This window comes from Nocardia sp. NPDC060249, assembly GCF_042728755.1.
Taxonomy (GTDB): Bacteria; Actinomycetota; Actinomycetes; order Mycobacteriales; family Mycobacteriaceae; genus Nocardia.
The window spans coordinates 70,692-94,732 of the sequence record NZ_JBHXAQ010000005.1; the positions used below are offsets into that span (position 1 = coordinate 70,692).

22 protein-coding genes are annotated in these 24,041 nt (G+C 67.0%); 12 read left to right on the forward strand and 10 right to left on the reverse strand.

What is annotated here, in order from left to right:
- Window positions 1–145 precede the first annotated feature (145 nt).
- On the forward strand, window positions 146–772 hold the full coding sequence (locus tag ACFWFP_RS19680; RefSeq protein WP_379296985.1) for a TetR/AcrR family transcriptional regulator: 627 nt from the start codon (window positions 146–148) through the stop codon (window positions 770–772).
- A 56-nt stretch (window positions 773–828) separates the two neighbouring features.
- Here the strand turns inward: ACFWFP_RS19680 and ACFWFP_RS19685 are convergent, their stop codons facing one another.
- Entirely contained in the window at window positions 829–1,989 is a 1,161-nt protein-coding gene (locus tag ACFWFP_RS19685) for an amidohydrolase family protein (RefSeq protein ID WP_379296987.1), read from the reverse strand.
- A 478-nt stretch (window positions 1,990–2,467) separates the two neighbouring features.
- On the opposite strand from ACFWFP_RS19685, the gene ACFWFP_RS19690 reads away from it, so the two are divergent.
- On the forward strand, window positions 2,468–3,202 hold the full coding sequence (locus tag ACFWFP_RS19690; protein ID WP_379296989.1) for a DUF2993 domain-containing protein: 735 nt from the start codon (window positions 2,468–2,470) through the stop codon (window positions 3,200–3,202).
- Window positions 3,203–3,304: 102 nt separating this feature from the next.
- Complete coding sequence (locus ACFWFP_RS19695) at window positions 3,305–4,594, forward strand: YhgE/Pip domain-containing protein (protein ID WP_379296991.1); 1,290 nt, start codon at window positions 3,305–3,307, stop codon at window positions 4,592–4,594.
- Between the two features lie 51 nt (window positions 4,595–4,645).
- Here the strand turns inward: ACFWFP_RS19695 and ACFWFP_RS19700 are convergent, their stop codons facing one another.
- Window positions 4,646–6,475 (reverse strand): acyl-CoA dehydrogenase, encoded by a 1,830-nt coding sequence (locus ACFWFP_RS19700; RefSeq protein WP_379296993.1) that lies wholly within the window; start codon window positions 6,473–6,475, stop codon window positions 4,646–4,648.
- 215 nt (window positions 6,476–6,690) lie between these two features.
- Window positions 6,691–7,896, reverse strand: coding sequence for a TetR/AcrR family transcriptional regulator (locus ACFWFP_RS19705; protein WP_379296995.1), 1,206 nt, complete (start codon window positions 7,894–7,896; stop codon window positions 6,691–6,693).
- Between the two features lie 369 nt (window positions 7,897–8,265).
- Between ACFWFP_RS19705 and ACFWFP_RS19710 the strand changes: the two genes are divergently transcribed.
- From ACFWFP_RS19710 to ACFWFP_RS19745, 8 genes are all read left to right on the forward strand, one after another.
- Window positions 8,266–8,946: a lysophospholipid acyltransferase family protein gene (locus ACFWFP_RS19710; RefSeq protein WP_379296996.1), complete on the forward strand. Its 681-nt coding sequence runs from the start codon at window positions 8,266–8,268 to the stop codon at window positions 8,944–8,946.
- A 108-nt stretch (window positions 8,947–9,054) separates the two neighbouring features.
- On the forward strand, window positions 9,055–9,915 hold the full coding sequence (locus ACFWFP_RS19715; RefSeq protein ID WP_379297683.1) for an alpha/beta fold hydrolase: 861 nt from the start codon (window positions 9,055–9,057) through the stop codon (window positions 9,913–9,915).
- Window positions 9,912–10,934, forward strand: a complete 1,023-nt coding sequence (locus tag ACFWFP_RS19720) for a VOC family protein (protein WP_379296998.1) — start codon at window positions 9,912–9,914, stop codon at window positions 10,932–10,934. The genes ACFWFP_RS19715 and ACFWFP_RS19720 overlap by 4 nt, the downstream gene beginning before the upstream one ends.
- Window positions 10,931–12,685: a bifunctional 3-(3-hydroxy-phenyl)propionate/3-hydroxycinnamic acid hydroxylase gene (locus ACFWFP_RS19725; protein ID WP_379296999.1), complete on the forward strand. Its 1,755-nt coding sequence runs from the start codon at window positions 10,931–10,933 to the stop codon at window positions 12,683–12,685. The genes ACFWFP_RS19720 and ACFWFP_RS19725 overlap by 4 nt, the downstream gene beginning before the upstream one ends.
- Window positions 12,682–13,500 carry a 2-keto-4-pentenoate hydratase gene (locus ACFWFP_RS19730; protein ID WP_379297001.1) on the forward strand — a complete coding sequence of 273 codons (819 nt, stop codon included), beginning with the start codon at window positions 12,682–12,684 and terminating at the stop codon, window positions 13,498–13,500. The genes ACFWFP_RS19725 and ACFWFP_RS19730 overlap by 4 nt, the downstream gene beginning before the upstream one ends.
- Window positions 13,497–14,441, forward strand: coding sequence for an acetaldehyde dehydrogenase (acetylating) (locus ACFWFP_RS19735; protein ID WP_379297002.1), 945 nt, complete (start codon window positions 13,497–13,499; stop codon window positions 14,439–14,441). The genes ACFWFP_RS19730 and ACFWFP_RS19735 overlap by 4 nt, the downstream gene beginning before the upstream one ends.
- On the forward strand, window positions 14,438–15,448 hold the full coding sequence (gene dmpG / locus ACFWFP_RS19740; protein WP_379297004.1) for a 4-hydroxy-2-oxovalerate aldolase: 1,011 nt from the start codon (window positions 14,438–14,440) through the stop codon (window positions 15,446–15,448). The genes ACFWFP_RS19735 and dmpG overlap by 4 nt, the downstream gene beginning before the upstream one ends.
- Window positions 15,438–16,190, forward strand: a complete 753-nt coding sequence (locus ACFWFP_RS19745) for a TetR/AcrR family transcriptional regulator (protein ID WP_379297005.1) — start codon at window positions 15,438–15,440, stop codon at window positions 16,188–16,190. The genes dmpG and ACFWFP_RS19745 overlap by 11 nt, the downstream gene beginning before the upstream one ends.
- Here the strand turns inward: ACFWFP_RS19745 and ACFWFP_RS19750 are convergent.
- The 3 genes from ACFWFP_RS19750 to ACFWFP_RS19760 form a co-directional block, all read right to left on the reverse strand.
- Window positions 16,147–16,794: a TetR/AcrR family transcriptional regulator gene (locus ACFWFP_RS19750; protein ID WP_379297007.1), complete on the reverse strand. Its 648-nt coding sequence runs from the start codon at window positions 16,792–16,794 to the stop codon at window positions 16,147–16,149. The genes ACFWFP_RS19745 and ACFWFP_RS19750 overlap by 44 nt on opposite strands.
- A gap of 16 nt (window positions 16,795–16,810) precedes the next feature.
- A complete protein-coding gene (locus ACFWFP_RS19755) occupies window positions 16,811–17,854 on the reverse strand; it encodes an amidohydrolase family protein (RefSeq protein WP_379297009.1) in 1,044 nt (347 codons plus the stop codon).
- A 128-nt stretch (window positions 17,855–17,982) separates the two neighbouring features.
- Window positions 17,983–19,071 (reverse strand): MCE family protein, encoded by a 1,089-nt coding sequence (locus tag ACFWFP_RS19760; protein WP_379297011.1) that lies wholly within the window; start codon window positions 19,069–19,071, stop codon window positions 17,983–17,985.
- Between the two features lie 296 nt (window positions 19,072–19,367).
- Here ACFWFP_RS19760 and ACFWFP_RS19765 point away from each other — a divergent pair, with 296 nt between their 5' ends.
- Complete coding sequence (locus ACFWFP_RS19765) at window positions 19,368–20,288, forward strand: hypothetical protein (RefSeq protein WP_379297013.1); 921 nt, start codon at window positions 19,368–19,370, stop codon at window positions 20,286–20,288.
- A gap of 34 nt (window positions 20,289–20,322) precedes the next feature.
- On the opposite strand, the gene ACFWFP_RS19770 is transcribed toward ACFWFP_RS19765, so the two are convergent.
- The 4 genes from ACFWFP_RS19770 to ACFWFP_RS19785 all read right to left on the reverse strand — a co-directional run bounded on the left by ACFWFP_RS19770 (window position 20,323) and on the right by ACFWFP_RS19785 (window position 23,871).
- Window positions 20,323–20,988, reverse strand: coding sequence for a TetR/AcrR family transcriptional regulator (locus ACFWFP_RS19770; protein ID WP_379297015.1), 666 nt, complete (start codon window positions 20,986–20,988; stop codon window positions 20,323–20,325).
- Window positions 20,989–21,090: 102 nt separating this feature from the next.
- Window positions 21,091–22,065 (reverse strand): alpha/beta hydrolase, encoded by a 975-nt coding sequence (locus tag ACFWFP_RS19775; protein WP_379297017.1) that lies wholly within the window; start codon window positions 22,063–22,065, stop codon window positions 21,091–21,093.
- Window positions 22,066–22,204: 139 nt separating this feature from the next.
- Window positions 22,205–22,915: a hypothetical protein gene (locus ACFWFP_RS19780; RefSeq protein ID WP_379297019.1), complete on the reverse strand. Its 711-nt coding sequence runs from the start codon at window positions 22,913–22,915 to the stop codon at window positions 22,205–22,207.
- A gap of 53 nt (window positions 22,916–22,968) precedes the next feature.
- A complete protein-coding gene (locus ACFWFP_RS19785) occupies window positions 22,969–23,871 on the reverse strand; it encodes a cutinase family protein (protein WP_379297021.1) in 903 nt (300 codons plus the stop codon).
- Between the last annotated feature and the right edge of the window lie 170 nt (window positions 23,872–24,041).

A 24,041-nucleotide genomic window follows, 5' to 3' on the forward strand; every position in this document is an offset into this window, starting at 1 on the left:
CTTCTGCCGATCAGCTGCTCATATACTGACGATATCATCACTTGAGACGTATGCATCAGTTGGGATCATCTGGAGGATAACATCAACTATGAGATAGTGGTCATTTGTGCGATCGGGAATCGACTGGCTCGGTGTGGAGGGCACGATGGATGACACTGGCGGCACCAATCGGCTGGAGCGGCGGAAAGCCCGGACTCGGGCAGCGCTCGTCGCGGCGGCGCAGGTCTTCATCGCGCAGGGCAGGCTCAACGTGCCCATTCTGGAGATCACCCAGGCCGCGGACGTCGGAATGGGGTCGTTCTACAACCATTTCTCGAGCCGGGAGCAACTCCTGCAGGTGGCCGTCGGGGAGGTGCTCGACCGGCTCGGTGGTGCGCTGGACGAACTGACGGCGGACATCGATGACCCGGCGCACGTCTTCGCGCAGAGCTTCCGTTTGGTGGGTAGGGTGCATCGGCGTGAACCCACCGCCAGCAAGGTTCTGCTCGCGGAGGGACTGGTCTACGCCGGGTCGGACAGGGGCGTGGCCGCACGAGCACGCCGGGATATCGAGATGGGTATGCGCGCCGGCCGGTTCCGGGTGCGCGATGTCGAACTCGCGCTGGTGATCGTGTCGGGCGCCGCGCTGCGCCTGGGTCAGTTGTTGCACGAACAGATGAACCGCGACGACGCCGCGGCCGTCGACCAGGTGACCGAAGACCTCCTGCGCATGCTCGGACTCGGCGCGGAAGAGGCCCATGACATCAGTCGACGTGCGTTGCCGGAGATCTGACGTTCGGGTCGGGCCGGGCGCGTGGGGAGTCACCGCGCCCGGCCGGACGGTGGAGATCAGCCCGCGTTGATCGCCGCGGCCAGGCGGGGGAGCTGGCGCAGCGGGGCGTGGTGCTCGACTTCCATGCGCTGTTCGGCGTCGAAGATCTCGCTGAGTCCCGGGGCGGGGTCGTGGGTGCCGGACTGCGGCAGAGTGGTCGCGCTGAAGGGCCAGTCCGAACCGAAGACGATGTGGTCTCGGCTCGTCACGGCCGACACCGCCGACATCGCGGCGCTGGATCCGCTCAGCGCGGTGTCGTAGAAGAAGCGCGAGATCTGCGTCTTCGCGTCGAGCAGGGACGGCTTGTCCAGGCCTTCGGGCCAGTTCTCGCCGACTGCGGTCTCGGAGGCGACGCCGACGCGCCAGGACAGGAACGGCAGGGTGCCGCCCGCGTGGGAGAGCTGGAACCGGATGTTGGGGTAGCGCTTGGTGACACCGGTCAGCATCATCATCGTCGCGGCCCGGGTCGTGTCGAAGGTGTACTCGATGAGGAAGTCGGGCAGCGGCAGGCTGGGCTTGGCGTCGTCCGCGATCGCGGCGGGGTGCACGAAGACGTAGGCGTTGCGCTGGTTTAGCGCCATCATCAACGGCTCGTAGCGTGGGTCGCCCAGGTAGACGCCCTGGTAGGCGGACAACAGCACGATGCCGTCGGCATGCAGGACGTCCAGGGCGTAGATCGCCTCGGCGACCGAGGCGGCGATGTCGGGCATGGGCAGCACCGCGAACGAGCCGAAGCGCGTGGGGTACTGCCTGGTGAGCCCGGCGACGTACTCGTTGCAGTAGCGAGCCATGTCGTTGGCTTCCTTGCCCGGGGCGAGAAACCCGACACCAGGGTCAGAGACCGACAGAGCCTGGGCCTGGATGCCGTAGTAGTCCATGAACTCCATCGCGGACTCGGGCGACCACTCGGGTGTGGGGTAGCCGCCGACGGTGTAGTGCCCGTGCGACAGCAGCGCCGCGCGGTAATCCGGCGGCAGCACGTGCGTGTGCAGGTCGATGCGGTATGTGCCGGTGGGCGCGGCGTACTCGGCGCGGGCGGTTCCGGCCGCGCCGACCCGGGTCGAGCTACCGAGGGGGAGAGCTGTGGCCGCGGCGACACCGAGCGTGCCTGCGACAGCTCCTCCCAGCATGCGGCGGCGGCTCACACCGGCGCGCGACGGAGTATCGGATTCGTTCACGAGATGTCCTTTCCTTCGGTTGTTTCAGTTGCATCGCGAAAGCCCGGTCGGCGCGGTCGGAGTCCGCTCGAACGGGGAGGGGCTGCGGGGGTGGAGAGTGCTCGATCGAACTGATCGAGCGAAGCGATGCGCGAATCGCTGATGAAAGTATCAGATGCGATCTGATAGTTGGCTGAACCGGGTGTTCCTGAACCGAGGTCGTCATGCCGGATGGCCTGGGCAGGAGCGCGACCGACATCATCGGCGGAAGCGCTCACTGCTGGTATAGACCGTCATGTATGACGGCTTGATCAGTCAATTGCTGCCAGAGAACTCTCAGGCGATCCCCAGACCTCCAACAGGAAACGCGTGGGCGACGTCACGCATAGTAGACGCTTAGATCAGATATGATTATTTCGTCACTATCAGTGTGTGAGTGCAGCACATCGTGCCCCGGAGCATCTCCCGGGTCCGTCAGGGGGGATCTGGAGGAGAACCTATGAAGCTTCAAGAGCTGGATCCCGTCGACGATGGCACCGTGCCCGGTCGGCGGGTGCGGCGACGAATCGCGCGCGGTGTCACTCTCGGACTCGTTGTCGCGCTCGTGCTTGCGACGCTCGGGATCGTGTCCGCCGAGCTGTATCTGAGGAACCGAATCGAGGGCTGCCTCGCCGCCGGTCTGCGAGACGACCTCGGCTCCTCGGTGGACGTGGATCTCGGTCCGCGACCTGTCGTGTTCAGTCTGATCGACCGGCAGATCTCCGAGCTGACCGTGCATGGCGACGACGCGCAGTTCGGTCCGGCGGCGGGCATGGCGGTCCATGCCACGCTGCATCAGGTCTCGATGGCGGAGGGTGGGGGTTCGGCCACCGTGGGTAGCTCCGAGGCGCGCGTCGACTGGAGCACCGACGCGATCGAGCGAACGCTGCACGGTCTGGCCGGTGATGTGCGAATGTCGGCCGCCGACGGCACGGTCGATGTCACCGGGGTCATCGGCGTGGTGTCGGTGCGGCTGCGCCCCTACGTCGAAGACGGGGTGATTCGCGTCGAGATCCTCTCGTCTCGCGGGGTTCCGCCACAACTGGCGGACGAGATCGCGGGCCTACTGACGCAGAGTCTGCGTGACTATCCGCTGGGTCTTCGGCCGGACTCCGTGACCGTGACCGATTCGGGACTTCAGGTCGAACTCCGTGGTGGCAGTGTCGATCTCCCGGCATCCGGCAACACATGCTGATTCTTTCATCAAGAATAGCTTGACCTGCTAAGAGTCGGTCCTCGATGATCGACGTGGTGGGTAGCGACGAAATTGCCGGGCTGGCGGAAAAGGAGTGGTTCCATGGCGATCACCGGTAGGAATCTGGCGAAATGGCTGCGCCCCGGTGCTGTTGTCGCGGTGCTCGCGGCACTGCTGGCGACCATGTATCTGGGATACATCGTCGACCCGGAGAAGAACATGCACGACTTCCCGATCGGACTGGTCAACCTCGATGTCGGCGACACCATCGGAGGTGAGCAGGTCAACGTCGGCGATCAGATCGCGGCCTCGATGGTTGCGCAGATCCCCGCCGACAAGGTCGAGCTGCGTGAGCTGGGCCTGCCGGAGCTGCATCGGGCCATGCTCAACGGCGAGATCTACGGGGCGATCGTCATCCCGAGCGACTTCACCAAGCGGGTGTCGATCCTGGGCGCGGCCGGTGTCGTGCCCGGCGATGTCGATTGGCCCGTCATCACCGTCGAAACAAATCCGGCAGCGGGTGCGTACGCCACGCAGATCATGCTGCGCATCACCACCCAGGCGACAGACGCGGCGAACAAGGCGGTGGGCGCGCAACTGCTCGAGCGGGTACAGAACCAGCTCCAGCCGACATCGGACGCACCCGCTACCGAGCTCTCCGGCGTGAGCCGCCTCGCCCTGGCCGAGCCCGTCTCGGTGGTGGTCGTGCCGTTCCGTGAGCTCCCCGACGGCGCCGGTGGAGGACTGTCGGCGTTCTTCTACACACTGTTGTTGCTGCTGGCCGGGTTCACCGGCGCGATGATCATCCACGCGATGGTGGACTCGGCACTGGGCTTCGCGCCGACCGAATACGGGCCCTGGTACGTCCACTACCCGGCGACACCGATCTCGCGTGTGCGGACGCTGCTGCTCAAATGGGGCATTCTGGTGGTCGTCGCGCCGGTGGTGTCCGGGATCTACCTGGCCGTCGCGACACTGCTGGGGATGTCGATCGAGCGAGCTCCGATGCTGTTCCTCTACGGGGTGCTCGCGATCGTGGCGGTCGGGGTCACCGCGCTGTCCATCCTGGCGATCTTCGGTGCGGCCGGTTTGCTCGTGAATCTCATCGTGTTCATCGTCCTCGGCCTGCCCTCCGCGGGCGGAACAGTCCCGATCGAGGCGACGCCGCAGGCCATGGCGTGGCTGTCGACGTTCGAACCGATGCACCAGATCTTCATCGCGGTGCGAGCGATCCTCTACTACGACGCCCGGGCGAGTTCGGGCCTGGCGCACGGGGTCGGGATGGCGCTGCTCGGTCTGCTGATCGGACTGGTCATCGGCCTGGCCGCGACGATCTTCTACGACCGGAAGGGGCTGGAACGCCGAGCTGTCCCAGCGGCCGGAAAGCAGTGAGTTCTGCGCGGACCGGCGCCGACCAGGACATGGTGGGCGCCGGTCCCGCGTTCAGAAGGCGGCCTCGTCGAGGTCCATGATCGCGGAATCGATATCCGCGATCACGGCACGATCGGTACTGAGTCGGGGCAGCACGGTGCGGAGGAAGAAGGACGCCACCGCGATCTTGCCCGCGTAGAAGTCGCGGTCCGAGCCGGCGGACGGCAGTGCGGCCGAGGCGATTTCCGCGGCTACCAGCAGTCGCCACCCGATCAGCAGATCGCCGACCGCCAGCAGGAAACGGACCGATTCGAGCCCGACCTTGTACAGCTCCCGACTGTCGTTCGCGGCCGCGAGCAGGTGCTGGGTCAGGGTGGCGGTCATGGCCTGCACGTCGTCGAGCGCGGTCAGCAGGAGTGCGCGTTCGACCTTGAACTCGGGTGTGCCGGATTCGGGCTGGGCGGTCGCCCGGACCTGGTCGGCGATGTGGGCCAGGGCCACGCCGCGGTCGCGGGCGATCTTGCGGAAGAAGAAGTCCTGCGCCTGGATAGCGGTGGTGCCCTCGTAGAGGGAGTCGATCTTGGCGTCGCGTATGTACTGCTCGATCGGGTAGTCCTGCAGGAAGCCGGAGCCTCCGAAGGTCTGCAGCGAATCGGTCAGGTACTGGTAGGCGCGTTCGGAGCCGACACCCTTGACGATCGGCAGCAGCAGATCGTTGACCCGCGCGGCCAGCTCGGCATCCGCGCCCGAGACATGCTGGGCGACTGCGGGATCCTGGAGGGCGGCGGTGTAGAGGTAGATCGCGCGCAGGCCCTCCGCGTAGGCCTTCTGCATCATCAGCGACCGCCGAACATCCGGGTGGTGGCTGATGGTCACCTTCGGTGCGGTCTTGTCGGCGATCTTCGTCAGGTCGGTGCCCTGGACGCGGGTCTTGGCGTACTCCAGCGCGTTCAGGTAGCCGGTCGACAGGGTCGCGATGGCCTTGGTGCCGACCATCATCCGCGCTTCCTCGATGACCCGGAACATCTGGGCGATGCCGTTGTGGACGTCGCCGACGAGCCAGCCCTTGGCGGGCACGCCGTGGCCGCCGAAGGTGAGTTCACAGGTGGCCGAGGCCTTGAGCCCCATCTTGTGCTCGACATTGGTGACGAACACACCGTTGCGGTCACCGAGTTCGCCGGTCTCGGAGTCGAAGTGGAACTTCGGCACCAGGAACAGGCTCAACCCCTTGGTGCCGGGGCCCGCGCCCTCGGGGCGGGCCAGGACCTGGTGGATGATGTTGTCGGACAGATCGTCGGCATCGGCCGCGGTGATGAACCTCTTGACGCCCTCGATATGCCAGGAGCCGTCCTCCTGCTGGACCGCCTTGGTGCGGCCCGCGCCGACGTCGGAGCCCGCGTCGGGCTCCGTCAGGACCATGGTCGCGCCCCAGCTCTTCTCGACGGCGATCCTGGCCCAGCGGCGCTGGTCCTCGGTGCCGATGCGGTCGATGATATCCGACATACCGGGCCCGGTCAGGTACATGTACGCCGCCGGCTGGGCGCCCAGAATGAGCTCGCTGATCGCCCAGGCGAGCATGCGAGGCGCCGGAATACCACCGATGGCCTCGGATTTCGCGATGCGCCACCATTCACCGTCCTGCCACGCCCGGACCGAGCGCTTGAACGCCTCGGGTAGTCGCACGGTGTGGGTCGCGGGATCGAATTCCGGCGGGTTGCGGTCGGTGTCGGCGAACGATTCCGCGACCGGCCCCTCGGCGATCCGCGCTGCTTCGACCAGCATCGTGCGCACGGTGTCGCCGTCGAGGTCGCTGAACGTGCCGCTGCCCAGCACGCCCTCCAAGTCGAAGACCTCGAGCAGATTGAACTCGAGATCCCGGACATTGCTCTTGTAGTGGCCCACGGCCGAGTCCCTTCGACAGGCCGGTCGAGACGACCGGGAGTGAGGTGGAATGCGCGAATCCGATGCGCGCCGTGGGCCATTGTGGGTACGCGCCGAAGCGCTACGCAACCGTAAGTTATTTTCGGCTAAGTAGATTCAATCTGAGAGCCGCTGGTACCAGACCATTAGATCGTCGTTCTCGCATTAAGTTGACCGCTGCTAACCTTATGAGCGAGTCAGTCGTGCAGCGCGATCCTGTCACCGATGGCGATCAACGCTCCCGGGAGATTCCGGTGGCCGAGGGCGCGCGGGTTGCGCACGGCGTCGATCACGACAGTGCCGATCGCCTGGACGAGGATGCGGGCCTCCGGGAGTGGCAGTTCGGCATGGGCCGTCTGCAACAGCCGGGCCCAGTTCAGGATGCCGTCGCGATGGATCCGGCGGTAGCGCGTGGCCTGCGGTTCCGGCAGATGTCCGACCTCGCTGACGGTGGTACCGAGCAGGTCCGGCTGCTGGAGCGCGAATCCCACGAACGATTCCATCAGCAGATGTACCGCCTCGCGCGCGTCCCGGCCCTCGGCCAGCGCGCGGGAGGTGTAGAGGCCGATCCACTGTTCGTTGCGCACGATGATCTCGTTGAGCAGGTCGGCCTTGCTCGCGAAGTGGTGATACAGCGCGGGTCCGCTCACGCCGACGGCGGCGCCGATGTCTTCGATGCCGACCGCGGCATAGCCGCGCGTGTTGAACAGGCGCGCCGCCGCGCCGATGAGGCGCTCGGGCCGGGCGATTCGTTCGAACTCGGGGGACAGCGGTGGCGCCGCCGGACGCGACGTGCGGGGCGAGGTCCCGCCCGGAGGCAATTCGGTGGCGAGGAGCCGCACGATCGCGGCGTCGAGCACCGAGGTGAAGGTCGTCGGCGGCAGCTGCTGGCGGTGGTACGACGGGCTGACCGCCACCGAGAGAACGCACCAGCTCAGCAGCTCGACATCATGGTCGGATAGCTCTGGGCGCCGCATGCGCACCGCCCGGCGCAGGTAGCCGGTCAATCGAACCGCCCGGATCAACACCGAAGAGCGGTGCGTGGCGGTGAGGTTGCGGAACTCGAGCTGCCACAGCCTCGGCAGCCCACGCAGCTCGAGCGCGATGGCGACGAGTTCCTCGAAGACCCGATGCCCGCCCGCGTCCTGGACCGCGGCGGCCTCGAGCCGGGACACCGTCGCGTCCATGCCGGACATCAGGCAGTGGCCGAGCAACTCCTGCTTGTTGCGGAAATGGCGGTACAACGCCGCCGAGGAGATCCCGACGGCGGTGGCGATCTCGGCCATGGACGTGCCGTGGTAACCCGCCCGCGCGAAGGCGTCGGCGGCCGCGGTGAGGATGGTGGCGCGGCGGTCGCGTGGACGTCGGCGAATCGCGTGGTCGCCCGGGGTGCTGGTGCTCATCGTCCCCCAGTCTCGCGTACCGGGGGCTGCGCCGTCGGGGGTGGCCACTGCATGGCCTCGTCGTCCGATGGCGTGCGCGACGGGCCCCAGTGGGTGAACTCACAGTCGTATGAATGAGTCGATCAAATATGATCAAATCATCAATGTTGCGATCATTGATAGGAGTGCTGTCCGGTGTTCGTGTCACAGCGCGGCGACAAGCGCGGAAAGTGAGAAGTAGTGCCTGACAGTGGTGTTCAGCCGCTTCACGATGAGCCGTTCGACGACGCGCCGCAGGGTGGGAAGGGGGTCGAATCCGCGCGGGCGCCAGCTGTCGTGAGGATTCTGCTCGGGGCGTTCCGGTGGTATCACCGCCACGAAGTGGGGGGCGTGCTCGAACCGGCGCCGGGGCCGTCGTTGTTCGTGGCCAACCACGGCTTCGGCGGTGTCTTCGATCTGAATGTACTGGCCGCGCGATCGGCGTATGTCCGCATCGGGGATCCGCGACGGGCGGTCGTCCTGACGCATCACATGGCCTGGGCGATGGGGCTCGGCCCGTTGCTCGCCAAGATGGGGGCCGAGCCCGCGACCGGTGAGAACGCCCTGGCGGCCCTCGCACGCGGCGAGCATGTCCTCGTGTTTCCCGGGGGTGATGTCGACGCGTTCAAGTCGTGGAGCGAGCGCAACCGGATCATCTTCGACGGGCGGACCGGCTTCGCGCGGCTGGCGATCCAGGCGGGGGTGCCGATCGTTCCGGTGGTCACGTCGGGAGCGGGGGAGTCGCTGATCTGCCTGTCCGATGGTCGTGCGCTGGCGCGCTTGCTTCGCCTCGACAAGGCGCTGCGACTCAAGCGGCTCCCGATCACGCTGTCGTTGCCGTGGGGGCTCACCGTCGGAATCGCGGGGTTGTTCCCCTGCATCCCGCTGCCGACCAAGGTCCGGACCGCGGTGCTGCCTGCGATGGGGCCGGAAGGTAGGGAGTCGCCGGGGGAGTTCGCCGACCGGGTGCGTCGGGTGATGCAGGACGAGATGGATCGTCAGACCGCGAACCGTGTCCTGCTGCTCGGATGAGAACCGGTCAAACCACCAGTTCTGAGTATTTCATCAGAAACACTTGACGTGGATTCGATCGAAGGTGATGATATTATCAACTTCACTGGGAGGTACATCGTGACAAGCATCGACAAGGGAGTCGACACCGGGCGCACGGTCCAGGTCGGCAACCGCGAGATCTACTTCACCGAGTTCGGGTCCGGCCCCGCGGTCGTGCTGCTGCACGGCGGTGGCCCCGGCGCGACCGGGCTGTCGAACTACTCGCGCAACATCGAGGCGCTGGCGGAGCATTTCCGGGTGCTCGTGCTGGACATGCCGGGCTACGGCCGGTCGTCGAAGTACATCGACCAATCCGATCCCTTCGGCTACCTGGCACGCGTGCTCGGCGAGTTCCTCGACGCCTTGCAGATCGATTCGGCACACCTGATCGGCAACTCCTACGGCGGGGCGGCGGCACTGCGGCTGGCGATGGACCGCCCCGACAAGGTCGGCCGCCTGATCCTGATGGGACCCGGCGGCGTCGGTTCCACGCGTGCCCTGCCGACCAAGGGGCTGCAGGAGCTCCTCGCGTATTACCCCGGCAGTGGCCCGAGCCGCGAGAAGATCATCCGCTTCATCCGTGAGTTCCTGGTGTACGACGGTGCGACGGTGCCGGACGAAGTGATCGAGGAGCGCTACCGGGCCAGCATCGACCCCGAGGTCGTCGCCAGCCCGCCGCTGCGCCGGCCCTCGGGCCTGTTCGCCCTGCGCACGCTCTGGCGGATGGACTTCACCCGGGATGCGCGCCTGAGCGAGGTGGCGCACCCCACGCTGGTGGTGTGGGGCGAGGACGACAAGGTCAACCGGCCGTCCGGGGGCAGGATGCTCGCCGAGACCATGCCCAACTGCGACCTCTACCTGGTCGCGCGCACCGGGCACTGGGCGCAGTGGGAGCGGGCCGAACTGTTCAACACCCTCGCGATCGCGTACCTGAGGGCCGAGCGATGAGCGGCCTCGTACCCGGCGACGGGTCGGTCTTCGGGGCGGTGCACCTGGGCTACGTCGTCGTGGAGTCGGCGCGGCTGGGCGAGTGGCGTCGCTTCGGCGTCGACGCGATCGGCATGCACGCTGACGACGTCGACAGCTCCACGCTGCGGTTCCGCCTCGACGATCACGCGTGCCGGTTCCTGGTGGAGCAGGGTCCGCAGGAGGACGTGACGGCCGTCGGCTGGCAGGTCGACGATCACGAAACCTTCGACCGGATCATCGCGCGGGTGTCCGATCGCGGCGTGCCGATCTCCGAAGGCAGTGCCGAGGACGCGGCCCGCCGCGGTGTGGAGCGTCTGTGGCGGTTCCCCGGCCCCAAGGGGATCCGGCAGGAGATCTTCACCGTCCCGGTGACCACGCCCGAGCCGCTGCGCATGCTCAGCTCCGGGTGGGTGACCGGCGAAGCCGGCATGGGACATGTCGCGATCGTGTCGAGGGAACCGGAATCACTGCGGGGCTACTACGAGACGGTCTTCGACTCCCGGCTCAGCGACTACATCGACGAGAACGTCTCCGGCCTCAAGCTCAAGATCCGGTTCCTGCGGGTGAACGAGCGGCACCACTCGATCGCGATCGCCAACATCCGCGGCGTGAAGATCGACCCGGTCCGAACTCGGGTGCAGCACATCAATATTCAGTCGGGCTCGCTCGATGACGTGCTGGCCGCCTACGGGCGGGTCACCGATCTCGGCTTCCGGATGGCCTGGTCGGTCGGCCAGCACACCAATGATCGTGAGCTGTCCTTCTACTGCGTCACCCCGTCCGGATTCGAACTCGAGGTCGGCTGGAATCCGATCGTGTTCGGCCCCGAACGCGAATCGACGTGGGAGCCGACCAGCTACCAGGGCATCAGCATCTGGGGTCACACCCCGGTCGGCGAGACCGTGCTGGACAAGTTCACGCAGTTCCGGCAGGTCGTTCGGACCCTGCGAACCCCTGAGATCACTGTTCCCCAACTCACCGGAGGCATGGCGCGATGACATCGTTCGACTACGACGTGGTAGTCGTCGGACTGGGGCCCACCGGGCTGACCCTGGCGAACCTGCTAGGCCGTCGCGGCGTGCGGGTCCTGGTACTCGAGCGCGAGCCGGAGTTCTACGGCTTGGCGCGGGCGGTGTACACCGACGACGAAGGCATGCGGATCTTCCAGACCGCCGGTGTCGCCGACGAAGCCTCGGCGCAGATGAACCTCGACTGCACCGTGCAGTGGGTGCGCCGCGACGGCTCGGTGCTCGCCCAGTTCAACCAGGCCTCGCGCCCGCTGGGCTGGCCGGTGGCCAACTTCCTGTACCAGCCCTACCTGGAGAACACGCTCGAGAACGCCCTCGACCGCTACCCGCACGTGACGGTTCGTCGCGGCCGGGAGGTCCTCGGCTTCGATCAGGACGCCGACGGTGTGCTCGTGCGGCATGCCGAATGCCGGGGCACCGGGTACGGCAAACACGCCGCGGACACCGATGCGGCCACCTCGGAAGAGGTACGGGCGAAGTTCCTCGTCGGCTGCGACGGCGGCCGCAGTGTAGTACGCACGCAACTGGGAATCGATATGACCGGAACGAGCTTCCCCGAACGCTGGCTCGTGATCGATCTGCTCGCCAACGACGGTGTCGACGCGTTCCGGCATCTGCCGTACTTCAATTTCGTCTGTGACCCCGAGCTGCCGACGGTGTCGTGTCCGCAACCCGGTGGACACCACCGATTCGAGTTCATGCTCGACGATGAGCAGAGCAAAGAGGAGATGGAGGACCCCGAACGGGTCCGCAGTCTCATTGCCCACTACGTCGATCCCGACGAAGTGCAGGTTCTGCGCAAACTGGTCTACACCTTCAACGCCGTGGTCGCCGACCAGTGGCGTGAGGGACGCGTCCTGCTCGCCGGCGACGCCGCGCACATGACGCCCCAATTCATCGGCCAGGGCATGAACGCCGGTGTCCGCGACGCCGACAACCTGTCCTGGAAGCTCGGCGCCATCATCCAGCACGGTGCGAGTCTCGATCTCCTCGACACCTACGAGACCGAGCGGCGGCCCCACGCCAAGGCGATGATCGATCTGTCGGTGCTGAACAAGAGCCTCGTCTCGATCGACAACAAGCTCGCCGCGGGTGCCCGCGATGTCGCCCTGGCCACCGCGCTGAAGGTCCCCGGACTCAACACCTGGATCCGGGAGGCGAAGATGAAGCCGTCCCCGCGGTTCAAGCGCGGTGCCTACTTCGGGCTCCCGCGCAAGTGGGCGCGCGGCGTCGAAGGCACGCTGGCACCACAGCCGGAGATCCGCACCTTCGACGGCCGCCACCAGCGCCTCGACGAAGCGCTCGGCCTCGGCTTCGCCGTCGTCGGCTACGGTGTCGATCCGCGCGAGGGACTCAGTGTCGCCCAGCGCAATGCCTTGCAGATACTCGGCACGCAGTTCGTGACCGTGTACGCGACCGGTGGCCGTCCGCAGGGCGAGCCAGGCGACGCCCGGGTCGCCGCCACCGACTACGCCGACGTCGAGGATTACACCGGGGACATGGCCCGGTGGTTCGCCAAAGCCGTTGTCGCCCAGGGTGGCACGGTCCTGCTCCGCCCGGACCGATACGTGTTCGGGATCAGCGCGAAATCCGACGCGAGCGAGCTGGTCACCGCACTGCTGGCCCGCCTCGCCGTCACGCCCGCGATGTTGACCGCGAACCACAGCCCCCTGCGCATCGTGGCGTCCGCCGCGCCGAGCCCCCTGGAGCAAGCCCGATGACCACGACCATCAGCGAACTGCCCGCCGTCCTCGCCGCCGCCGAACGACTGGCGACCGCGACGCAGCTGGGCGTGCCCGTGGCCGCGGTGCGCGACCTGATCGGCGCCGACGACGTGGACCTGGCCTACGCGGTGCAGAGGCTGGGCACTCGCCGACGGATCGACGAGGGCGCCCGCGTCGTCGGGCACAAGATCGGATTGACCTCCACGGCGGTGCAACGTCAGCTCGGTGTCGACCAGCCCGACTTCGGCGTGCTCTTCCACGACATGGACGCGGGCACGACGCCACTGTCGCAGCGGCCGAGACTGCTGCAGCCCAAGATCGAGGCCGAACTCGCCTTCGTCCTCGGCGCCGACCTGACCGGTGACGACCTCGATCCCATCTCGGTGCGCGGCGCGGTCGACTACGCCGCACCCGCACTCGAGATCGTGGACAGCCGGATCGCTGGCTGGGACATCACCTTCGGTGACACCGTGGCCGACAACGCCTCGAGCGGCTGGTTCGTGCTGGGCGAACAGCGGCTCTGTCTCGATGACTTCGAACCGCGTGAGATCACGATGGCCATGCGCATCGATGGCGAGATCGTCTCGCGCGGAAAAGGCGCGGACTGCCTCGGCGACCCCCTGCTGGCGCTGGCTTGGCTCGCGCGCACCGCCCAGGCGCTGGGAGATCCGCTGCGCGCGGGCGAGATCGTGCTGTCCGGCGCGCTGGGTCCGATGGCGCCGCTGGTGCCCGGCGCGCGGGTCCACGCCGAACTGACACAGCGTTCGGGGCCGCTCGGCACCGTCGACTTCACCCTGGAGGAACAGCGATGAGCCGCACCAAAGTCGCCGTCATCGGATCGGGCAATATCGGCACCGACCTGATGATCAAAGTCTTGCGCCTGTCCGAAACACTCGAGATGGCCGCCATGGTCGGCATCGACCCGGACTCCGACGGGCTCGCCCGCGCCGGCCGGTTGGGTGTGCAGACCACCTACGATGGTGTCGAGGGTCTGATCGGGCTACCGGATTTCGATGACATCGAGATCGTTTTCGACGCCACCTCGGCGGGCGCGCACAAGGCCAACGCCGCCGCCCTCGCCTCCTTCGGCAAACGCCTGATCGATCTGACTCCCGCCGCGATCGGCCCGTTCGTCGTTCCGGCGGTGAACCTCGACGAGCACGTGACGGCCGACAACGTCAACATGGTCACCTGCGGTGGTCAGGCCACCATTCCGGTGGTCGCGGCCATCGCCCGGGTCACCGCGGTGCCCTACGCCGAGATCGTCGCCTCGATCGCGTCGAAGTCAGCCGGCCCCGGTACCCGAGCCAATATCGACGAGTTCACCGAGACCACCTCGACCGCGATCGCCGCGGTGGGCGGCGCCCAGCGCGGACGCGCGATCATCGTGCTCAACCCCGCGGAACCGCCGCTGATCATGCGCGACACCGTGTTGGCGCTCATCGACACCGCCGACACTGAGGTCCACGCGCAGATCAAGGAGTCGATCCTGGCCATGGTGGCCGACGTCGCCGCGTATGTGCCGGGCTACCGGTTGAAGCAGGGTGTGCAGATCACGCCCGTCGAAGCCGGAGCGTCCCTGCGCACCCTCGTCGGAGACACTCCGGTCACCCACCAGGTCAGCGTCTTCCTCGAGGTCGAGGGTGCCGCGCACTACCTGCCGGCCTATGCCGGAAATCTCGACATCATGACCTCGGCCGCCGTGCGCGTCGCGGAGCGGATCGCGGCATCCACGAAGGAGAGCGTCCGATGAGCCCCGAAATCTTCCTGCAGGACGTCACCCTGCGCGATGGGATGCACGCACTGCGGCACCGCATCGATCCCGCCACGGTGGCCCGGATCGCCGCCGCGCTCGATGCCGCGGGCGTGGACGCGATCGAGGTCGCCCACGGTGACGGGCTGCACGGCGGCAGCCTCAACTACGGGCCGGGCAGCCACACCGACTGGGAATGGCTCGAAGCCGCCGCGGGCGCGGTGCAGTACGCCCGGCTGACGACCCTGCTCCTGCCCGGCATCGGCACCATCGAGGACCTGCGCCGAGCGTTCGATCTCGGCGTGCGCTCGGTCCGGGTGGCCACCCACTGCACCGAGGCCGACATCTCCGCCCAGCACATCGCCTACGCGCGCGAACTCGGCATGGACGTGTCCGGCTTCTTGATGATGAGTCACATGAACAGCCCGGAGGGTTTGGCCGACCAGGCGAAACTCATGGAAACCTATGGCGCGCACTGCGTCTACGTCACCGACTCCGGCGGGCGGCTCACCATGAATGGTGTCCGCGACCGCGTCCGGGCCTATCGGAACGTGCTCGAAACCGGCACCGAGATCGGCATCCACGCCCACCAGAACCTCTCGCTGTCGGTGGCGAACAGTGTCGTCGCCGTGGAGGAGGGGGTGACCCGTGTCGACGCGTCCCTGGCCGGACTCGGCGCCGGGGCGGGCAACACTCCGCTCGAAGCGTTCGTCGCGGTCGCCGACCTGACCGGCTGGGAACACGGCGCGAATCTCGATCAGCTGACCGACGCGGCCGACGACTTGGTGCGTCCGCTGATGGATCGGCCCGTCCAGGTCGACCGCGAGACGCTGACGCTCGGCTACGCGGGTGTCTACTCGAGCTTCCTGCGCCACGCGGAGAACGCCTCGGCCACCTACGGCGTGGACGTGCGCACGCTGCTCACCGTCGCCGGTCGGCGAGGGCTTGTCGGCGGACAGGAAGACATGATCGCCGATATCGCGCTCGACCTGGTCGGTGATCACTGAGACTTCCGGCTCGCGCGGACCGGAAGGTGACGCGGTCCCGGCCTTTGTCACAGGAGGCCGGGACCGCCGTCCCCACGAGTCGGAACACGGGTGTGCCACGACCGCCGCCGATGTCAGGCGGTACGGCGGCCAGACCATCGCGACGCGCAAGGCGCGACGACGGCGTCAGTTCCTCGACGCGGCCACCCGCGTCTGCGCGGAGCGCGGCTGTTTCGGCTGCTCGCTCAGCGATATCTGTGCGTCGGCGTCGCTGTCGAAGCGGCAGTTCTACGAGGAATTCCACACTCTCGACGAGGTGCTCGTCGCGGCCTATGCCCAGATCCAGGACAGGGCGGCCGTCGCGGTGGCACGCGCGCTCGCGGACCAGACCGGACCCGTCGAACCGGTCGTCGCACTGCGCGCCGCTCTGATCGCCTATTTCGCCGCGATCGAGAGTGAGCCGTACGGCGCCAGGTTCGCCCTGCTCGAGGTGAGTGGTGTCGGTGAACTCGCGCAACAGCAGTGCCGCGCGCACGCCCACCGATGGGCGGGACACATCGGGAGTTTCCTGACGGCGAGAGGTTCACATCCGGCCGACGACACCGTCGGGCTGCTGACCGCGACGGTCAACGCTGTCGCGCGCGAAGGCCTGTCGTGCGTCCCCGAGCTGCCGCCGTCGAGCCTGATCGAGCTCCTGACGAACATGGCAATGCTGGTGGTTACCCGAGGGGCTTCGGCAGATCACGGGGCAGCGGATTCGTAGCCAGCCTCTCGGCGGCCTCCTTGGACATCCCGAACATGCGCAGCACCCGGCTGGTCACCTGATCGGTCAGCTCCCCGGCATCGGCGTCGGGCGTGCGATCCAGTAGCTGGAGTAGCCCGAGGAGCGCCCCACCAGCAGCCATCATGGCCATCTCGATATCCATCGGGTCGAACCTGCCCGCCTGCTGCGCGGCCGCGATATCGCGTCGCGCCCGGGGAGCGAGGCCCTCGTCGCGAACGAGGATCGATGTGCCCGAGTGCAGGATCACGCGGACGCCTTCGGGAAAGTCGCGCTGCATGCGGCCCGTCATCCGGAAACTCACCGCGAACACCTCCGCCGGATCCGCGTATGCCGCGACCACGCCATCGCGCAGCACGCCGTAGGTATTCAGCACCGCGCGGACGGCTTCCTCGAACAGCTCGTCCTTCGAGGAGAAATGGTTGTAGAACGACCCGAATCCGACATCGGCGGCATCGGTGATCTCCTGGATGCTGACAGCGGTCCGCCCCCCGGCCAGCAGTGCGGTCGCCGCGGCCAGCAGCGCGTTGCGCGTGCGTGCCCGTCGACGGTCGACCCGATTCCGGGTAGTGGGTTCGGCTGTCATCGAACCTTCCTCCGGGCTACGCTCGTGGACCGATCGCCCGTGCGATGCCACGGAAGGCTTGGCGCCGAATCGTGCTCCGAATCCGGTTCAGCACCGGCGTCGACGGTGCGATGGCCGGGGCGGCACCGAAACGGGGGAACAGGGTGAGTGCGTTGACGCGCTCGACGGCACGGCGCTGGGTGTCGTCGAGACCCGCGTAGGCGTCGAGGCCGCCGCCGAAGTAGAGCACCGCCGGATCAGGGGCGAACGGCCAGTCGCTGCCGTAGAGGACGTGGCCCGGCCGGGCGAACGACAGCAGGCTCGGCAGCGCCGACGCGCTCGAGGACAACGCGGTGTCGAAGTGGAACCCGGCGAACTCGTCGATCGGGTCGGCCGGGCTCACGCCGGTTTCGCTGAAAATGGTGAGCGCCAGACGGTGGGCCGCGTAGGGCACGAAACCACCACCGTGCGACAGGATGAACTTGATGTTCGGGTACCGACGTCGAATCCCGTTGCGCACCAACAGGTAGGCGGCCCGGGTCGTGTCGAGGAGGAAGTCCGCGGCAAAGGGCAGGATTCCGGGAACCGACTCGCCGGGAAGATCCGCCGGGTGTACCAGAACGACCGCGCAACGGTCGTCGAGCGCGCGGAAGAGTTCGTCCTGGCCCTCGGCGCCGAGATAAACCCCGGCGGAGTTCCCGAGCAGCACCACTCCGTCGGCGCCGAGAGCATCGAGGGCTCGTTCGGCTTCCAGCCGGGACGCTCGCACGTCGGGCATGGGCAAGGTGGCCATGAATCCGAGCTGTCCCGGGTGGGCGGCCGAGATCTCGGAGGAGTAGTCGTTGAGGGCCTGGGCGAGCGTCGTAGCCTCGGCGGGATCGGTAAGGAAGGTGGTTCCGGGTGTCGACACCGACAGAATCGCCGAGCCGATCCTCGCAGTCGTCATCAGGCTCAGAGCCGAGTCCGGCGACCAGTCCGGCAGATCCCGGCCACCCGGGGCGGTGATGCCGTGGCGGCGCAGCGCGTCGCGATAGACCGGCGGGATCATGTGCTGATGCACGTCGATTCGGTCCGCGTTCATCGGGTCCTTCCGTTCATGGTGGAGAGATCTGCGGCCACACCATCGGCACTTATGTGATGATAGTATCAGTTACGACGACATTCTATCTATAGTGATGAAAATGTCAGCAGCTTCGCGCCGGGTGCGGGCTACTTCGTCAGCCCCAGCAGGGCGGCCGTGAGTCCGTAGTCGGGACCGAAGTCCTGCATGTTGCCGGTGCGGCAGCCGTCCGCGCGCATCTGGATCCGCTCGCAGAAGACGCTGATGATCTCGCCCGACAGGGCGGTTCCGATCAGCACGTTCTGGCGGAAGTACCTTCCGTCTTTGTCCATCGTGCGGTCGATGTTCTCCATGAGCAGCGGAGTGAGGTCAACGATCTCGGTGAGCGCGCCGGAGTTCGCGCGTAGTTGGTTGGTGACATTGGTCAAACCGGCGAGTGAGGCGGCGAGCTCGTCCTGGTGCCCGGCGAATGCGATGCTGGTGTTGGCCAGGAAGGCGTTGAGCTGGTCCAGTGTTGCCTGCAGGCCGGGCGCCTGCTCGGCTAGTAGCCCCGACATGGCGGTCATCCGGTCGCTGAAGTCGCGCACCGACTGGTCGTTGTCGGCCAGCATCGTCGTGAGCTCGTTGAGCTTGATGATGATGTTGGCGATGGCGTCCTTGTTGTCGACACCGACCTTCAAAGCACCTGAGAGCGCGTCGAGGGTTTCGCGGATCTTCTGGCCGTTGCCGTTGAGCACCGGGTAGAGCGCCCGGCCTGAGAGCGGGCCGAGACCCTCCTGGCCTTCCTCGGGCTCGAGCGAGGCTGCGAACTGGTCGATGGTCTTGATCATCGTGTCCAGCTCGACCGGGGTCCTGGTCCGCGCGAGCGGCAGGTGATCGCCGGATTCGAGGGTGTCGCCGCCGGTGTAGGGCGGGGTGATCTCGATGTGGCGGTCGGTGACGATCGATGGCGAGATGATCGCCGCGATGGCGTCTTTCGGGATCTCGATGCCTGCGTCAACGGTCATGTGGACCTCGACGTAGGTGCCCTTGGGGACGATCTTGTCAACCTTGCCGACCGCGAGGCCGAGGACCATGATCTCGTTGCCCTCGTACATGCCCGCGATGTTCTCGAAATCCGCGGTGATCTTGGTGGGAGGCGTCGATGTCGGCAGGGCGGAGCAACCGCCGAGGGTGAGGGCGGCTGCTCCGCCCGCGACGCACAGCCAGTGGAACCCGGCCTTCTTTCTGCCCAGCATGAACGGGTCCCTTCGCGCTACGAGAAATGATGATGCGATCACAAATGATAGAAGCATCGCAATAATCTGGTGATGAAATCATCAAATACACCCGGAGCGTCGGGCTCGGATCGGGATGACTCCCGTCACTCTCGGTGCGGCGTCGTTGCAGTTTATAGAACTGACCATCATTATTGATGAAACAGTCATAAGCTATCGCCCGGTCGGCGCGCTGCTCCATGTCCCGCACCGGGCAGAAGGGACCGGGTCGAGATGTCGAACCTGCAGCGCGTAGCGCCCTGCCTGTGATCGGAGTCATGTGCTACGCGTCACTGTTGATCTCCGGGTGTGGAATCGGCGTACCGGGAGGATCGCAGGAGTCCGGTGCGAGCTCCACGGTCGCGACGTCGCCCCGGACGACGAGTCCCATCGCGGCGGAGGTGGTCACCCCGGACGATGCCGGTCATCGGTGGGCGGCCGCCGGTTCGGCTGTCCTGACCCCCGGGATCCAAGCGAACACGCACGGAGGCGGGCAGTGCACGACGAACTACGTGTTCGTCGACGACAGCGGCCGGGTCTATCTCGGCCAGTCCGCGCACTGCGCCGGAACGGGCGGATCCACCGAAACCGACGGATGTACGGCCACCAGTCAGCCGCTGGGCACCGCGGTCGAATTCACCCGCCGTGGCTCACTCCGGTCCGAGGGCACCACCATCGGCACCGGTCGGCTGGCCTACAGCAGCTGGCTGACGATGCGGCAACTCGGCGAAGCGGACCCGAATGCCTGCGCGTACAACGACTTCGCGCTGATCGAGATCGACCCCGGCCTCGTCGATCAGGTCAATCCGAGCGTGCCGTACTGGGGCGGTCCCACCGGTCTCAACGCCACCGGCACACCCGAGGGGGAACACGTCTACAGCTATGGCAACTCGAGACTCCGGGGTGGCCTCCCCGGCCTGTCGCCGCAGCGAGGGGAGAGCTTGGCCGATGACAGCTCACTCGACGGTTGGACTCACGCCCTGAAATCGCCGACCCCCGGCATCCCGGGTGACAGCGGAAGCGCGTTCCTCGACGCCGAAGGACGGGCGGTGGGCACGCTCTCGACATTGGGGCTCGGGTTGCCCATCATCAACAATGTCGGCGACATCAACCGCGAGCTCGCTTATGCGCGAGCGCATTCCGGGATTTCCGGACTGCGCCTCGTGCTCGGAACCGAAGAGTTCGACCCGAACCGGTGACACCTGTCCGTATCCGTCCCAGCCAGGTGTGGGTCTACTCGCCTGCCCCGAGGGGCAGATCGGGGTCGGCGGGCAGCTGGGGGAGTGGTCCGGAGCTGAGGCGCTGCGCGGTTCGCTTGTTCACGCCGAACATGCGCAGGGCTCGATACGCCATGTCGTCGGCGAGTGCCGCCGCGTCCACATCCGGATCGGCGTCGAGCAGTTGCAGCAGTCCCAGCAACGTTCCGCCCGCTGCCATGACGGCCAGATCGGGATCCATCGGTTCGAAGCGCCCCGCCTCCTGCGCGGCCACGATGTCCTGACGGGCACGGGGCGCGAGCCCCTCGTCGCGCAGCATGACCCCCATGCCGGAATGCAGGACGACGCGCACCATCTCGGGAAGCCGGCGCTGTAGCCGTCCGGTCAGCCGGAAGCTGACCGCGAAGACCTCGGCCGGGTCGTCGTAGCGAGCCACGACCTGGTCGCGCAACGTGCTGTAGACGTTCAGCGCGGACCGCACGGCCTCGTCGAAGAGCTGTTCTTTGGAGTCGAAGTGGTTGTAGAAGGAGCCGAAACCGACGTCCGCGGCGTCGGTGATCTCCTTGATGCTGACCGATGACTTGCCCTCGGACAAGAACTTCCGCGCAGCGCCGAGCAGCGCATTGCGCGTGCGTTCCCGGCGACGATCGGTCCGCGTGGGTGTGGTCTGCTCGGCTGTCATCTGCCCTCCACCTCGAGTTGCCGCGGCAATCATAACTGATCGGATATTCAGTACCGATGCTTGTACGGCTCGTGGCGTGGGGTGGCGGCGCGAAGGGCCGGCTCAGCCGATGGCGCCGGACAGGACGGGCAGCATCTTCACGACCTGGGCTTCCCAATACGTCCAGGCGTGGATACCCGAGGAGGGGAAGTCGTAGGTCACGGTGGTGGCGCCCAGTGATTTCATGCGTGTCTGGAACGACCGCGAGTTGGTCAGGGACAGCGTCTCGAGTGCCGAGCCTTCCGCGGCCTGCTTGCTGGGCTCCCCGGCCTCGGACGGCACGCCGTTGGCGGCCGACACCCACAGCTCGGTCCCGTTCCGGATGAGAGCGGGGGCGAGGAACATGGGATCCATCCACTGCCATTTGTCGGAGGTCGGCGAGCTGATCATGCACGAGATGTTGTACCCACCAGCCTTGACCATGGCGGCCGAGATCGCTGCGCGCATGCCCGGAGCCGACGGGTTCAGATATCCGGACAGGGACGCGGCATAGCTGAACTGGGCGGGATGATGAGCGGCGAGCGCGAACGCGGCGCTACCACCCATCGAGAGTCCGATGACACCGTTGCGGGTCGGGGACAGGCCGAGCCGTTCGTGCAGGGCGGCGGGCAGGATCCGGGTCAACAGTGTCTCCCAGGTGTAGGTGTAGGACTTTCCCGGCCCGGCGTCGGGTGCGGAATCACCAGCGATTTCGGATACGGCGCCCTCCGGAAGGTACGACGGGCGGTCCCAATCCATATAGAAACTGGATTGTCCGCCGACCGGCAGCACGACATTGATGTTGTTCTCGGTCAGTGTCCTGGCGACCTCGGTTTCGATCTCCCAGCCGTTGAGGTCCTCACGTGCCCACATTCCGTCGAGGGCGTAGACCACGCGCTGGGTGTTTCCGTCGGCCGCGCGGAATACGCGGGTTTTGACGCGGCCCATATCGGAGTCGACCCAGAAGTCGACGCCGGCCGGATCGAACGCGGCGTTCGACCGAGGTGTCGCTACGAGCAGAAACGCGAGCAAGGAGAACAGGGCAAGCCACAATGTCATTCGGGAGAGCGCTATCAACGCTTCATCTCTTTTCATGGGTTGTCGGAGGCAGTTCGATACTGGTCACCGGGCGGAGGCTCAGCTCGAAGTGGAAGGCCACGGGCGCGCGGGGCCCACCGCGCGCCCGGCTTTCCGACCGCTACTTCGCCTGCTGCTGGCTCTGCACCGATGGCTGGTTGATCGTGGTGTAGTACTGGGCCGCGGCGTAGATCGCCACGGGTGCGGCGATGAGCAACTGCCCCGCCAGCACGCCGAGGAAACCACCGGCCGCCACACCCGCGATGCAGCCCTGCACCTCGGACGGGAGTCCACTGAACATGGTCGCGAGCGCGCCGGTCAGTGTCGCGCCGGTCGCGCCGCCGATGACGCAACCGACCGCCGCGCCGCCGATTCCGCCGACCATGGCGCCGATCGAGGCGCCGAGTCCGATCGTGCTCGTCATGCGGGCCCAGGCGTCCCGCTCACGGTCGTAGTCGTTCTTCCAGGTGGCCTGCTCCTCGTAGGGCAGGGCGACCGGCTCATAGTGGGCCTTGTCCAGGGTGAACTGCGGAGTGAGCGTCGCAGTCCGCTCGTTGATCTCAGCTCCGATGGGGAAGACGAATTCGTCGACGCGGAACTTCAGTTCGGTTCCGGCGAGGACCTTGCCGTCCGGGGCCTTCACCTTCAGGGCGCCGTCCTCGACGACCAGCGAACCCGCGTCGATCTGGACGAGCGTGGACGTGTCGGTCGTGGTCGTCGTGTAGTTCACGACGCCCAGGTCGTCGGCCGGGCCGGCGTAGGCCGTCCCGGTGCCGGCGGCCAGCGCGCCGATCAGGATCGCTGATACGGCGGTGAGGTGTTCGATGCGCATTTGTGTTCCTTCTTCGTGGCGGAGATTTCCCGGGGAGGGTCTTGTGTGTCGGATCAGCCGAGCGCGGACAGCCAGTCGTGCAGCCAGGTGACGGCGGTGTGCCGGCCGTCGACGGGGTAGCTGCCGTAGGACATGTGCGTTCCGGATCCGTAGAAGTGCGCGAGTTGACGCGCGCGTTCGTCGCGGGCCTGTTCGGTGAGCTCGCCCTGGTCGTCGGCGGATCGCAGGGCGGTCAGCATTTCCGCTGCTCTGCTGCGGTAGCGGGGCAGATCGTCGGGGTGGTCGGCGGAGACTCCGGCCAGGGCGCCGGCGATGGCGATGACGAAGTCCTCGTCGTCGGTCGAGCAGTACAGATCGCCGACGGCGCAGATCGTGCGGACTCGAGCCGTGATCGAGCCGAACCCGTCGGGACGTGGCCCCCGGACGCCGACGCCGCGGGCGGGCGGGCCGACCTGGGCATCGGTCCGCGACCGCTGGGGATCGGAGAGCAGGCCGACGGCTCGCACGCGATCCGGTGACACGACCCCGCCGCCCCTGCCGATCTCCGCCGCCAGATCACCGGCGGCGTCGGCACCCTGGCTGTAGCCGACCAGAGCGAAATCGGTGCCGGAGCAGCGGTCGGCGATGGTACGCATCATCTCGCGCGCGGTGTCGACGGCGACCCGCTGCGAGGCGCCGTAGACCTTGCCCTCCCAGGGGAAGGCCGTCGCGGGATAGTCGACATAGGCGACCTGTTGGCTCGCGGGGAGGCCATCGGTGACGCCGGCGAGCATGCCGGGGCCTGGGGTGTGCCGGGCTTCGCCGGTTTCCCAGGTGCCAGGGATCGCGATGACCGTGAGACCGGGGCAGCCCGGATCCGCGGCGGCGCTGCCCGGCACCGTGCCGGGCACGGTCGTGAGCGCGATGGCCGCACCGGCCGCCAACGCGATGGCCGCGGTATGCATGTTCGTCCGCACCGGTCTAGCTCCGTTCGTCTCTGGGAGGTCGGCAGGAGCGTGACCGGCGTCATCGGCGGAACTGCGCCCTGGTGGTATAAAACGTCACAGATGATCAACTGATCAGTCAATCGTCGACAGAGAACTCTCAAGCAATCGGTAAACCTCCGACAGGAAGCGTTTCGACCGGC

What these genes read in the sequence shown, in the direction of transcription:
- ACFWFP_RS19780 (WP_379297019.1), bottom strand. Translation starts at nt 22,915, where the DNA reads ATGCGCATCGAACACCTCACCGCCGTATCAGCGATCCTGATCGGCGCG.
- ACFWFP_RS19725 (WP_379296999.1), top strand. Translation starts at nt 10,931, where the DNA reads ATGACATCGTTCGACTACGACGTGGTAGTCGTCGGACTGGGGCCCACC.
- ACFWFP_RS19730 (WP_379297001.1), top strand. Translation starts at nt 12,682, where the DNA reads ATGACCACGACCATCAGCGAACTGCCCGCCGTCCTCGCCGCCGCCGAA.
- dmpG (WP_379297004.1), top strand. Translation starts at nt 14,438, where the DNA reads ATGAGCCCCGAAATCTTCCTGCAGGACGTCACCCTGCGCGATGGGATG.
- ACFWFP_RS19760 (WP_379297011.1), bottom strand. Translation starts at nt 19,071, where the DNA reads ATGCTGGGCAGAAAGAAGGCCGGGTTCCACTGGCTGTGCGTCGCGGGC.
- ACFWFP_RS19750 (WP_379297007.1), bottom strand. Translation starts at nt 16,794, where the DNA reads ATGACAGCCGAACCCACTACCCGGAATCGGGTCGACCGTCGACGGGCA.
- ACFWFP_RS19705 (WP_379296995.1), bottom strand. Translation starts at nt 7,896, where the DNA reads ATGAGCACCAGCACCCCGGGCGACCACGCGATTCGCCGACGTCCACGC.
- ACFWFP_RS19720 (WP_379296998.1), top strand. Translation starts at nt 9,912, where the DNA reads ATGAGCGGCCTCGTACCCGGCGACGGGTCGGTCTTCGGGGCGGTGCAC.
- ACFWFP_RS19770 (WP_379297015.1), bottom strand. Translation starts at nt 20,988, where the DNA reads ATGACAGCCGAGCAGACCACACCCACGCGGACCGATCGTCGCCGGGAA.
- ACFWFP_RS19735 (WP_379297002.1), top strand. Translation starts at nt 13,497, where the DNA reads ATGAGCCGCACCAAAGTCGCCGTCATCGGATCGGGCAATATCGGCACC.
- ACFWFP_RS19755 (WP_379297009.1), bottom strand. Translation starts at nt 17,854, where the DNA reads ATGAACGCGGACCGAATCGACGTGCATCAGCACATGATCCCGCCGGTC.
- ACFWFP_RS19775 (WP_379297017.1), bottom strand. Translation starts at nt 22,065, where the DNA reads ATGACATTGTGGCTTGCCCTGTTCTCCTTGCTCGCGTTTCTGCTCGTA.
- ACFWFP_RS19680 (WP_379296985.1), top strand. Translation starts at nt 146, where the DNA reads ATGGATGACACTGGCGGCACCAATCGGCTGGAGCGGCGGAAAGCCCGG.
- ACFWFP_RS19690 (WP_379296989.1), top strand. Translation starts at nt 2,468, where the DNA reads ATGAAGCTTCAAGAGCTGGATCCCGTCGACGATGGCACCGTGCCCGGT.
- ACFWFP_RS19765 (WP_379297013.1), top strand. Translation starts at nt 19,368, where the DNA reads ATGTGCTACGCGTCACTGTTGATCTCCGGGTGTGGAATCGGCGTACCG.
- ACFWFP_RS19695 (WP_379296991.1), top strand. Translation starts at nt 3,305, where the DNA reads ATGGCGATCACCGGTAGGAATCTGGCGAAATGGCTGCGCCCCGGTGCT.